Annotated in this window: 10 protein-coding genes and 1 riboswitch; all 10 genes read left to right on the top strand. The window is 45.9% G+C overall.

Features of this window, described 5'->3' with window-relative positions; all coding sequences use genetic code 11:
• Positions 1-34 precede the first annotated feature (34 nt).
• The 10 genes from NE671_RS09770 to NE671_RS09725 all read left to right on the top strand — a co-directional run bounded on the left by NE671_RS09770 (position 35) and on the right by NE671_RS09725 (position 11,549).
• Entirely contained in the window at positions 35-1,435 is a 1,401-nt protein-coding gene (locus NE671_RS09770) for a SpaH/EbpB family LPXTG-anchored major pilin (RefSeq protein WP_256163922.1), read from the top strand.
• Positions 1,436-1,576: 141 nt separating this feature from the next.
• Complete coding sequence (locus tag NE671_RS09765) at positions 1,577-2,437, top strand: class C sortase (protein WP_244095965.1); 861 nt, start codon at positions 1,577-1,579, stop codon at positions 2,435-2,437.
• Between the two features lie 3 nt (positions 2,438-2,440).
• Entirely contained in the window at positions 2,441-3,358 is a 918-nt protein-coding gene (locus NE671_RS09760; protein WP_173740574.1) for a class C sortase, read from the top strand.
• Positions 3,348-4,928, top strand: a complete 1,581-nt coding sequence (locus NE671_RS09755) for a pilin N-terminal domain-containing protein (RefSeq protein WP_173740575.1) — start codon at positions 3,348-3,350, stop codon at positions 4,926-4,928. The genes NE671_RS09760 and NE671_RS09755 overlap by 11 nt, the downstream gene beginning before the upstream one ends.
• 188 nt (positions 4,929-5,116) lie before the next feature.
• A riboswitch (SAM riboswitch) is annotated at positions 5,117-5,218 on the top strand.
• An 86-nt stretch (positions 5,219-5,304) separates the two neighbouring features.
• Positions 5,305-6,492: a methionine adenosyltransferase gene (gene metK / locus NE671_RS09750; RefSeq protein ID WP_015526574.1), complete on the top strand. Its 1,188-nt coding sequence runs from the start codon at positions 5,305-5,307 to the stop codon at positions 6,490-6,492.
• A 474-nt stretch (positions 6,493-6,966) separates the two neighbouring features.
• On the top strand, positions 6,967-8,124 hold the full coding sequence (locus NE671_RS09745; RefSeq protein ID WP_173740576.1) for a sensor histidine kinase: 1,158 nt from the start codon (positions 6,967-6,969) through the stop codon (positions 8,122-8,124).
• Positions 8,117-8,806: a response regulator transcription factor gene (locus tag NE671_RS09740; RefSeq protein ID WP_015526575.1), complete on the top strand. Its 690-nt coding sequence runs from the start codon at positions 8,117-8,119 to the stop codon at positions 8,804-8,806. Before NE671_RS09745 ends, NE671_RS09740 begins: the two co-directional genes overlap by 8 nt.
• A 100-nt stretch (positions 8,807-8,906) precedes the next feature.
• A complete protein-coding gene (locus tag NE671_RS09735; RefSeq protein ID WP_022426158.1) occupies positions 8,907-9,443 on the top strand; it encodes a Uma2 family endonuclease in 537 nt (178 codons plus the stop codon).
• Positions 9,444-9,509: 66 nt separating this feature from the next.
• The gene (locus tag NE671_RS09730; protein ID WP_173740577.1) at positions 9,510-10,949 is read left to right on the top strand and encodes an aminotransferase class I/II-fold pyridoxal phosphate-dependent enzyme; all 1,440 of its coding nucleotides are present in this window, start codon (positions 9,510-9,512) and stop codon (positions 10,947-10,949) included.
• Positions 10,950-10,961: 12 nt separating this feature from the next.
• A complete protein-coding gene (locus NE671_RS09725) occupies positions 10,962-11,549 on the top strand; it encodes a guanylate kinase (RefSeq protein WP_092072411.1) in 588 nt (195 codons plus the stop codon).
• Positions 11,550-11,582: the final 33 nt, after the last annotated feature.

The following is an 11,582-nucleotide window of genomic DNA, read 5'->3' as shown; positions in this document are numbered from 1 at the left end:
AAGAAAAATGCAGAGAAAGAAAGGAGCAAACCTTATGAAAAATTTATTTAAAAAGATTGGTGCATTATTAGTGGCAGCGGTTATGGTACTGTCTATGTGCACAGCGGTATTTGCAGACAAGGTAGAAAATGAATACACAAATGATATTACTGTTACAAATTTAGCAGCTGATGTAGATACTACATTGAATGTGTATAATATTATTTATCTTGATTTGACTGGTGGAAATCAGACATGGAAGGTCGTTGATTGGGCTAAAAATTATGTCTCAGAAAATACTGAAACCGGTGAATTCAGTATTACTAATTCTGATGGATTAAGAAATGCAGCAGATGCACAGGAAAGCGTAGATTTTACAGCAACAGAACCTGGAACAAGTCATGTATTTTCTGGACTTCCAATCGGTGCATATGTTATTCGTGCATTTGACACAAAAGGTACTTATAGTCTTATGGTAGCTAATACCTATGATAAAGACGGTAATACTTATATGGCTAGTAAATCAGCTGATGTAGTTGCTAAAATGTCAGAATATAAGGTTACAAAAGAGACAGGGGATAAGTTTGTTCACAGAGGACAGCGTGTAAACTTTACAGTAACTACACAGATGGCACCAAAAACAAATGCTGCTAATGAGACTTTAACAACTTTCAAAGTAATAGATACTTCAACAGGTCTGAAGGCAGACACCTTTGTTCTTGATAGTGTTAAAATTGCTGGAAACCCTGTAACTGTAGATAAATCAAAAGCAACTGCTGTTTCTAATGGAGATGGAACTGTAACATATACTGTAGATTTAAGTGATTTTATTGCAAGTACAGAAGCTGGTGCAACAATTGAAGTAAAATATAGTGCTATAGTAGAAAATGATCACACATATAACAACCGTGCTACAGCAAGTGCAGAGACTGTTGAGTATACTCCGAGTAGAGTAGATGGTTTTATGGGAAATGTTACTTTAAAGAAAGTTGATACAAAAGGAACTACACTGAATGGCGCAGAGTTCCAGTTATTAAAGGTAACTTCTGCTGAAAAAGAAGGTGCTGAGGCAACAAAAACACCAATTAGTGTTGTGAAAGTAACAAATGGTGAGTACAAGGTTGCTCTGGATGGAGAACAGAATGCTACAACTACATTAGTAGCAACAAACGGTACATTAAAAGTTACAGGTCTTGATGAAGGCAGCTATGAATTCAAAGAGACAAAAGCACCGACAGGTTATAAAGTAAATTCTGAGAATAAAGCATTTACAATTACAGCAGATGAGACGGATAAAGTAACTGTTGATGCAGGTAACTTTGTCAATACCAAACTTTCCTCCCTTCCATCCACAGGTGGCATGGGAACATACCTCTTCACTATCATCGGTGTTGTAGTTATGGCTGGCGCTGCTGGTGCTTTCTTCATCAGCCGCAGAAAAGGATCTGAGGAGTAATCGTTTGATTGCCGGATCGATTCAATTCAAAAATTATTTATAAGCAACGACAAAGCAAGTATTAAAACAAAGTAGTAAATCTTTTACCGCCCGGCCCCTTCGGGGGCCGGGAGTGGTAAATACAACAGTATGGAGAAACCTATGAGAAAGAATAAGAAGAAAAAATATATTGGACTTGGTTTGCTGTTTCTGATAGGGTTGTCCATACTGCTGTATCCAATGGTCAGTGATGCCTGGAACCGGTACAGGGACAGCCTGCTGATCAGTAATTATAGCAGCAGTGTTTCTTCGGATGATAATTCGGAGAAGATTGACAGTATGTGGAAGGCAGCTCAGGAGTATAACGAACAGATCAAGCAGGAAAGTGTGCCGGATGCTTTTTCCGTGAGGGATGGCCAGACGGACAGTACATATGAGTCTCTTCTGAACCTGAATGGTGATGGAATGATGGGGTATGTGGAGATTCCTGTGATCGATGTGAGCATTCCAATCTATCATTACACGACAGATGAGACTCTGGAGAAGGGCGCTGGTCATTTGTTCGGCAGCAGTCTTCCGGTTGGCGGCAAGAGTACCCATTGTATTTTGTCGGCACACAGAGGTCTTCCAAGTGCGAAACTTTTTACAGATCTGAATCTTGTGGAAGAGGGAGATGTTTTTTACCTGCATGTGCTGGGTAAGACGCTTGCCTACGAGGTGGATCAGATTCTTACCGTTCTTCCGGAGCAGACAGAGTCTCTGGGTATCACGGATGGGGATGATTATGTAACGCTGGTTACGTGTACGCCTTATGCGGTGAATACGCACAGACTTCTGGTGAGGGGACACAGAGTTCCGATGAAGGCTGCGAAGGCGGTTCAGAAAACAGAGAAGAAGGTTACCGGAATCACCAATCCGACGCTTCCGATGCTTGCTCTCTGTGTTGTGATCGGAATTGTGATCGCGGTGATCCTGGTTGCCGGTATCAATTCTGTTCAGAACAAAAAACGACGCAGGAAATGATTTATGGCTAAAAAGAAAAAAAAGAAAAAGAGTAATGTTGTCCTGAACATCATGATTGCCCTGGTGTTTCTGGCGGGGGCGAGTGTGTTCCTTTATCCCACGATCAGTGATATGTGGAACCAGTATCGAAATGCCCAGCTGGTCAGTAAGTACGAGGAAGCGGTAACGGAGCTTTCGGACAACGACTATGACAGGCTGTGGAAAGAGGCGAAGGAGTATAATGCCGAGCATCCGGTGAATGCCATTGTAGATGCTTTTGAGGAAGAGGATACTTATGAGCTGAGTCATCCTTATGACAGGGTTCTGGATCCGAACGGTGATGGTCTGATGGGGAGTATCGAGATCCCGAAGATCAAAGCCAGACTGGCGATCTATCATGGACTGAGCAAAACGGTCCTGGAAAAGGGTGTCGGTCATGTGGAGGGTACCAGCCTTCCCATCGGAGGCAAGAGCACCCATGCGGTTCTGGCGGCGCATCGAGGTCTTCCTAACGCAAAGCTTTTTACAGATCTGGATCAGATGGAAAAGGGAGATATTTTTATCCTGCACATTCTTGGCAAGCATCTGGCCTACAAGGTGGATCAGATCAAGACGGTGCTTCCGGATGAGACCAGTGACTTGGATATTATCGAGGGTGAAGATCATGTGACTCTGATCACGTGTACCCCTTATGGAGTTAACACCCACAGGCTTCTTGTCCGGGGAGTGCGGACGAAATATGTGGTGGAAGATACAAAGAATGACGAAACGATACCGCAGAAGCTTGCTGTTGTGGATCCGAAGAGGGTTCTGGCCGGCGGCGCTGCAGTGCTTGTTGTTCTGATCCTGCTGATTTATCTGATCGTCCGTCATAGGGACAAAAAACGGAAAAAGAAGCAGCTTTCAGAAAGGAAAGAGGAGGCAGAGAGCGATGAAAAATAGAAGAAAGCAAGGGAAAATATTCCGGAGCCTTCTGGCTGTTCTGATGCTGACGGCTATGCTGGTCACGAGTGTTTTGCAGCCGGTTTTCGCCGGGGATTATGAAGCTGGAAAAACAGGTAATCTGACGTTGACGGTTCAGCAGGCGGATGAGGAGGGAAACCAGACTCCGCTGCCGGATGTAGGGCTGACGATCTACAAGGTTGGCAGTGTGAATTTTGATGGCAATGTGCATTTCGTGCTGGATGAGGCACTGGCTGCCGCAGCAATCGATTTTGATTCCATCACGACGGCTGACGGCTGGTATGAAGCGGCAGAGAAGCTGGCGGCTATGATCGTCAGCGGAAGCGTGGATGTGTGGGGTATGTCCAAGTCCTCTGATGCAGAGGGGAATATGACTTTCGCTGATCTGGCTGAGGGTATGTACCTGGTGGTGCAGACAGATGGAAACAGCAGTGTTATGGTTTCACCGATGCTGATCTCCGTTCCTTTTGCAGATCAGGAGCAGGGCTGGATGTACGATGTACAGGCTTATCCGAAGTCTGTAAGTAATCCGCAGAAGCATACACAGATCCAGGTTACGAAGAGGATCTATAATGTTGATGAGAACGACAATGTGATTCCTCTGGAAACGAAGGAGGATGTAACTTATAATGTTGGGCTTTACCTTGATCCGGATGGAGAGGCACGTTACGGAGAAATGCAGAAAATCCATATCCAGAATGCTTCCAGTGGTACAGCTACATGGACGGATGTTCCGGATGGCACCTATTATGTATTTGAGCTGGATGAGGATGGAACGCCTCTTCAGCAGAATACGAAAATCAAGGTGGATGATGAGAATCTTTACTACTACAATGTAACGAAGCCGAATGGTGAGAGTGAAGAGAAGTCCAATCAGGTTGTGATCGGTGGAGATAGTGGTGCTACTGAGGCAGCGGCTTATGTAAATAACTATTATACAAAGATTTCCGATATATTCAGCCGTAACGGATTTATCAACATTAAGAAGAATGTGATGATCGATGGTGTTGCTTCTACTGTGGATGATACGTTCTATGCAGGTGTGTTCTCCACTGAGAGTAACGGTGAGCTGACGCTTGAGAAGGTAGTGACTCTGAAACAGAATGATAGTGTTCAGGTAATGTTGGATCTTCCAAAGGATCAGGAGATCAACAGTGTTACGTATACTGTTCTGGAGACGGATAAGGATGGAAATCCGGTTGATGATGATACCTTTAAGTATACAGTTACCGGTCAGGGTGAGGTTACACTGAATAATGATAACCGATATACTGTAACAAAGGAGATCACCAACAGTCTTTCTTCCGAGCCGACACCGATTCCGACTGCTACACCTGGAGCAAATCATGGTGGAAATGATCGGATCACTCCGATCCCGAATAATGGTACAGCGGGCGGAACTGCTCCGAACGATACCAGCGGTACAGCAAGACGTTCTGTAAAGACCGGCGATGATACACCGATCGGCGTATGGGTTGGAATCCTTGCAGCAGCGATCATTGTTGGCGGTGGTGCAGCTTATGGAGTTAAGAGAAAGAAGAAAAAATAAATAACGGATCATTTTGAAGGATGATCAATGGAAGAACCGGGCGATGTGGATGCCCGGTTCTTTTTTTGGAATATTTACGTATTGGGGATGAAAAAGCAGCGGGTGATATTTTTTATCGAAAATTGCTCTTGACATTTTGGTATGATAAGTATATTGTATGTGTTGCAGTAAATTTCATAAAAGATAGCCTTTTATTCAGAGTGGTGGAGATACAAAGGATCTGTGAAGCCACGGCAACCCCGGATAACCCAGGAAGGTGCCAACCTGAGCGAGCAATCGAACAATAAGAGGATTGTTTACAGAATTTAAACAGTCCGGATTGTACGGGCTGTTTTTTATGTATATAACCATTGTTTTATTACAAAAGGAGAAGATCATGGAGAAAATTTTATTTACATCTGAATCTGTAACTGAGGGTCATCCTGACAAGGTCTGCGACTCTATTTCCGATGCGATCCTTGATGCTATGATGGCACAGGATCCGATGAGCCGTGTTGCATGTGAGACTGCTACTACAACAGGTCTTGTACTTGTTATGGGCGAGATTACAACCAAGGCTAATGTTGATATCCAGAAGATCGTTCGCGATACTATCCGTGAGATCGGATATGACAATGCGGATTATGGTTTTGATGCAGATACCTGTGCGGTTATCACATCACTTGACAAGCAGTCTACAGATATCGCTATGGGTGTTGACAAGGCTCTTGAGCAGAAAGAGGACGATATGAATGAGGACGAGCTGGATTCCATCGGTGCCGGTGACCAGGGTCTTCAGTTTGGTTATGCTTCCAATGAGACTGAGGAGTATATGCCATATGCCATCAACATGGCTCACAAGCTTGCTCAGCAGCTGACAAAGGTTCGTAAGGACGGCACTCTGAAATATTTAAGACCGGATGGAAAGACTCAGGTTACTGTTGAGTATGATGAGGCCGGCAAGCCGAAGAGAATCGATGCTGTTGTATGCTCTACACAGCATGATCCGGATGTTACTCAGGAGCAGATCCATGAGGATATTAAGAAGTATGTTTTTGATGCGATCATTCCGGCTGATATGGTTGATGCGGATACGAAGTATTTCATCAATCCGACAGGTCGTTTTGTTATCGGCGGACCTCACGGTGACAGTGGTCTGACAGGTCGTAAGATCATCGTTGATACCTACGGCGGAACAGGACGTCACGGCGGCGGTGCTTTTTCCGGTAAGGACTGCACAAAGGTTGACCGTTCTGCTGCTTATGCTGCACGTTATGTTGCAAAGAACATTGTTGCAGCAGGTCTTGCTGACAAGTGTGAGATCCAGCTTTCCTATGCGATCGGTGTTGCGCATCCGACTTCTGTCAGTGTGAATACCTTCGGAACAGGTAAGCTTTCTGAGACTAAGCTTGTTGAGATCGTTCGTGAGAATTTTGATCTTCGTCCGGCTGGTATCATCAAGATGCTTGACCTTCGCCGTCCGATCTACAAGCAGACTGCTGCTTATGGTCATTTCGGCCGTACAGATGTTGATCTTCCATGGGAGCATCTGGACAAGGTTGAGACTCTGAAGAAGTATCTGTAAGAGAGTCAAAAAAAATATTTATATATCCTTTTGGCAGGAATATTGATTTTAAGAAATGCATATGATATAATGCCATTAGGCAAAAGAGATAGTAATAGTTCCAAAAGAACAAAGAGTGAAGCCCCCGGTAGTGCCAATACCGGGGGCTTCTTCTAATTTTTTATAGTGGACAAGAAACCACTAGGTTAGCGTTGTCCTACTTGTTGCCGTCTAGCCATTTGCAAACGTAATAGGCAGTTATGTTTGCCATGCAGGAAACAAGAAAAGAGATAATAATTTCCAAAAGAACTCACCTCCTCCCGTTGCCGGGTATCGGGTGGACAACAAAAATATGATAGCATAGTTTAGAATAAAATGGAATAATACTGATGCTGGAAGATGGGGTTTTTTATAGAAAATTTAGAGATAGGGAATATAGTTTATGTTATAATACGTGTATGTGAATGTGTGAATTTATAAAGGACGGAGATACAGATGAAGTTAAAAACACGTATTATTGTGGGCTTCGTTGCGATCATCCTGCTGCCGCTGCTTCTTTTTTCCGCAAGTCTGTACGGGTTCAGCCAGACGCAGGCGAGGCATGTGCAGGAGAGCAGCAGCCAGGCTTCGGATTCCAGCCAGATGGTCTATGATATTTCGCTGCCGCAGTCTTCCAGCAGCCAGGTGAAGCTGATGGCCAAGGATATGATCCTGACCGCAACGATCATCCTTGTTTTTACCGCGTTGTCCGTAGGGTTGTGGATCTATCGGAGCATTGCGGTTCCGCTAGTGAAGCTTAAGAAGGCTACCAAGAACATCAAGGAGGGGAATCTGGATTTTGTGCTGGAGGTTGAGGGGAATGATGAATTTTCCCAGCTTTGCCAGGATTTTGAGGAGATGCGTAAGCGTCTGAAGGAGTCCACGGAAGAGAAGATCCTGATGGATAAGGAGAATAAGGAGCTGATCAGTAATATTTCCCATGATCTGAAGACGCCGATCACTGCGGTGAAGGGTTATGTGGAGGGGATCATGGATGGTGTGGCGGATACGCCGGAGAAGATGGACCGGTATGTGCGTACCATTTATAATAAGACTAATGAGATGGATCATCTGATCAATGAGCTGACCTTTTATTCCAAGATCGATACCAACCGTATTCCGTATACGTTCAGCAAGCTGAATGTGGAGGATTATTTTTCGGATTGTGCGGAGGAGCTTGGGCTTGAGATGGAGACCAGGGGGATCGAGCTTGTGTATGCCAATTATGTGGAGAAGGGTGTGCAGGTTATTGCGGATGGTGAGCAGATCCGCCGTGTGATCCATAATATCGTGAGTAATGCCATTAAGTATATGGAGAAGCCAAGGGGGATCATCCAGCTTCGTGTGAAGGATGTGGGTGATTTTATCCAGGTGGAGATCGAGGATAACGGCAAGGGTATTGCCGCCAAGGATCTGCCGTATATTTTTGACCGTTTTTACCGTACCGATGTTTCCAGAAATTCTTCCAAGGGAGGAAGCGGTATCGGACTTTCCATCGTAAAGAAGATCATGGAGGATCATGGTGGAAAGGTCTGGGCCACAAGCCGGCTGGGGATCGGAACGATCATGTATTTTGTTCTCAGAAAATATCAGGAGGTACCGATGAATGAGTAGGATTTTGATCATAGAGGATGAGGAAGCAATCGCGGATCTGGAGAAGGATTATCTGGAGCTTTCGGGTTTTGAGGTGGAGATCGAGAACCGTGGTGATACGGGGCTTGTACGTGCCATGAAGGAGGAGTTTGATCTGATCATCCTGGATCTGATGCTTCCGGAGGTGGACGGCTTCGATATCTGCCGGCAGGTCCGTGAGGAGAAGAATACGCCGATCATTATGGTTTCGGCCAAGAAGGATGATATCGATAAGATCCGCGGACTGGGTCTTGGTGCGGATGATTATATGACCAAGCCGTTCAGCCCAAGTGAGCTGGTTGCACGTGTGAAGGCGCATATGGAGCGTTATAACCGGCTGGTTGGTTCCAATGTGCATAAGAATGATGTGATCGAGATCCGTGGTATTAAGATCGATAAGACGGCCAGGCGTGTGTGGGTCAATGGTGAGGAGACGACGTTTACTACCAAGGAGTTTGATCTTTTGACTTTTCTGGCTGAGAATCCGAACAGGGTTTTTACAAAGGAGGAGCTTTTCCGGGAGATCTGGGATATGGAGTCTGTGGGTGATATCGCTACGGTTACGGTGCATATCAAGAAGATCCGTGAAAAGATCGAGTTTAATACGGCCAAGCCGCAGTATATTGAGACGATCTGGGGTGTGGGGTACCGGTTTAAGGTGTGAGTCTGTGGGGAAGGCTTCGGATGGAGCTGCTGCAGGTGTATGAGTGCAGATCGGAATGATGGTGTATGATCTGCCGGGTGCTTTTGAGAGGAGTGGAGATATGCCGCTGTTGAGGGAAAGAATTTATACGATAGAGGATATTTATGCTTTGCCGGAGGGTGAAAGAGCGGAACTGATCGATGGACATATTTATTATATGGCGCCGCCGAATACGATGCATCAGAGGATTTCAAGTATTTTGTCCAGAAAGATAGGTAACTATATAGATTCTAACAAGGGCAAATGTGAGGTGTTTGCCGCACCGTTTGCGGTGTATCTGGATGAGAAGACGAATACTTATGTGGAACCGGATGTTTCTGTTATCTGTGATCCGGATAAGCTGGATGACAGGGGATGTAAGGGGGCTCCGGACTGGATCATCGAGATCGTTTCTCCGGCGAGCAGGCGTATGGATTATTATACCAAGCTGTTTAAATACAGGACTGCCGGTGTGAGAGAGTACTGGATCGTGGATCCTGTGAAGAAGCTGGTAATGGTGTATGATTTTGAAAATGAGGATACGGAGCAGTATACATTTCAGGATTCGATCAAGGTGGGAATCTATGAGGAGCTGAGGATCGATTTTGCTGAGATGTGATAAAAATGGAGGGGAATATCGTCTGGTGATAGCCCCTCCTTGTTTTTAGGATGAAAAGGACGAACTATGGAAGACAGATTATACAAGAAACTGGAAGCGTACGGTAAGAGTGATTTTTATCCGTTTCATATGCCGGGGCATAAGAGAAATCCGCTGGCTGTGGAGGGGGATTTTCCGGTGGAGATGGATATTACGGAGATTGACGGGTTTGATAACCTGCATCATGCTGAGGATATTTTGAAAAGGGCCCAGGAGGATGTCGCACGGCTTTATGGTGTGCCGGAGAGTTTTTATAGTATTAATGGAAGCTCCGGGGCGATCCTGGCGGCGGTGTCTGCGGCTGTGGATAAGGGGGGACAGATCCTGGTGGCAAGGAACTGCCATAAGGCGGTTTACCATGCGATTTATCTGCGGGAGCTGAGTGCCACGTATATTTATCCACATGAAGATCCGAAATTGGGGATAAACGGAGGGATTTCACCCGGTCGTGTGGAAATGTATCTGGCGGAAAATCCGGAGATCCAGGCGGTGCTGATCACTTCACCGACTTATGACGGGATCGTGTCGGATGTGGCTAGGATCGCGGAGATCGCGCATCGCTATGGTGTGCCGCTGATCGTGGATGAGGCTCACGGGGCGCATTTTCGGTTTTCGGATTATTTTCCGGTGTCTGCGGCGCAGCTTGGTGCGGATGTGGTGATCAACAGTGTGCATAAGACGCTGCCCTGTCTGACCCAGACGGGGGTGATCCACCTGTGCAGTGATCGTGTGAGCCGGGAAAAACTGAAGCGTTTTCTGGGAATCTATCAGAGCAGCAGTCCTTCTTATATTCTTATGGGCAGCATTGATGCGTGCATGGATAAGCTGGAGCGTGAGGGGGATGAGATGTTCCGTGTGTTTACGGAGAATCTGGAAAAAGCACGCAGGCGTCTTTCCGAGTGTAAGTATATCCGGCTGGTAACGCCGCAGGCCTGTGAGTGCCAGAGAGTTTTTGATTTTGACAGATCCAAGATATTGCTTTCTACTGTGAACAGTTCGCTGAACGGCCGGGAGCTGCACAAGATCCTCCGGAGAGAGTTTCATCTGGAAATGGAGATGGAGGCGGAGAATTATGTGCTGGCGCTGGCGGCTGTGGGTGATACGGCGGAGGGTTTTGAGAGGCTTTGTGATGCTATTGAAGAGATCGACCGCCGTGAATCGTTAAAATACAGAGAAGAGGCTGTGGAGAAGGAGCCTTTGAAAAACGGAAAAATGAAGCAGATTATGCGGATCTCCCAGGCTATGGATGCGGAGAGTGAGCGGTGTCCGCTGGATGAGTGTATCGGACGTACGTCCGGGGAGTTTGCGTATCTTTATCCGCCGGGGATCCCGCTGATCGTTCCGGGGGAACAGATTTCTGGACATTTCGTAAAAAATGTGAGAAGATACCTGGAACAGGGCTTTGAGGTCCAGGGTCTGAGCGACCAGACCAGTGAGACGGTGTGCGTTGTGAGAAATGAGATGTAACAGAGGAGACATATGGGAAAGATTTTTTACATTATGGGAAAAAGCTCTTCCGGTAAGGACAGTATTTACAGACAGCTGGAGGGGAATCAGGAGCTGGGGCTTAAGCGGCTTGTGATCTATACTACCCGTCCGATCCGGGATGGAGAGGAGAACGGAAGAGAATATTTTTTTGCAGATGAGAATAAACTGAAGGAGTTCCGAAGAAACGGGAAGCTGATCGAGGCGCGTACTTATCAGACAGTTTACGGGCCGTGGACATATTTTACTGCGGATGACGGGCAGGTGTCTGTGGGTAATGACAGCTATCTGGGGATCGGTACACTGGAGTCTTTTGTGAGGCTCCGGGAGTATTACGGCAATGAAGTGATGTGGCCGGTTTATATAGAGGTGGAAGACGGAGAGCGTCTGGAGCGTGCGCTTGCCAGGGAGAAGACCCAGGAGGTGCCGAAGTACGAGGAGATGTGCAGGCGTTTTCTTGCAGACCAGAATGATTTTTCCGAGGAAAATATTCTTAAAGCAGGTATATGGAAGCGTTTTGAGAATCATAATCTGGATGAATGTGTGAAGGAGATCGTAAATTATATAAAATCTGTACAATAAGGAAAAATAGTTTTTTTTATACAGAAGATTATG

The sequence above is a fragment of the Blautia sp. DFI.9.10 genome, assembly GCF_024461705.1.
GTDB lineage: Bacteria > Bacillota > Clostridia > Lachnospirales > Lachnospiraceae > Blautia_A > Blautia_A fusiformis.
The sequence above is the reverse complement of the archived record's forward strand: the minus strand, read 5'-3'. Positions and strand labels throughout refer to the sequence as shown.

Coding starts and splice junctions, on each gene's coding strand:
- NE671_RS09770 (WP_256163922.1), top strand. CDS start 35: ATGAAAAATTTATTTAAAAAGATTGGTGCATTATTAGTGGCAGCGGTT.
- NE671_RS09765 (WP_244095965.1), top strand. CDS start 1,577: ATGAGAAAGAATAAGAAGAAAAAATATATTGGACTTGGTTTGCTGTTT.
- NE671_RS09760 (WP_173740574.1), top strand. CDS start 2,441: ATGGCTAAAAAGAAAAAAAAGAAAAAGAGTAATGTTGTCCTGAACATC.
- NE671_RS09755 (WP_173740575.1), top strand. CDS start 3,348: ATGAAAAATAGAAGAAAGCAAGGGAAAATATTCCGGAGCCTTCTGGCT.
- metK (WP_015526574.1), top strand. CDS start 5,305: ATGGAGAAAATTTTATTTACATCTGAATCTGTAACTGAGGGTCATCCT.
- NE671_RS09745 (WP_173740576.1), top strand. CDS start 6,967: ATGAAGTTAAAAACACGTATTATTGTGGGCTTCGTTGCGATCATCCTG.
- NE671_RS09740 (WP_015526575.1), top strand. CDS start 8,117: ATGAGTAGGATTTTGATCATAGAGGATGAGGAAGCAATCGCGGATCTG.
- NE671_RS09735 (WP_022426158.1), top strand. CDS start 8,907: ATGCCGCTGTTGAGGGAAAGAATTTATACGATAGAGGATATTTATGCT.
- NE671_RS09730 (WP_173740577.1), top strand. CDS start 9,510: ATGGAAGACAGATTATACAAGAAACTGGAAGCGTACGGTAAGAGTGAT.
- NE671_RS09725 (WP_092072411.1), top strand. CDS start 10,962: ATGGGAAAGATTTTTTACATTATGGGAAAAAGCTCTTCCGGTAAGGAC.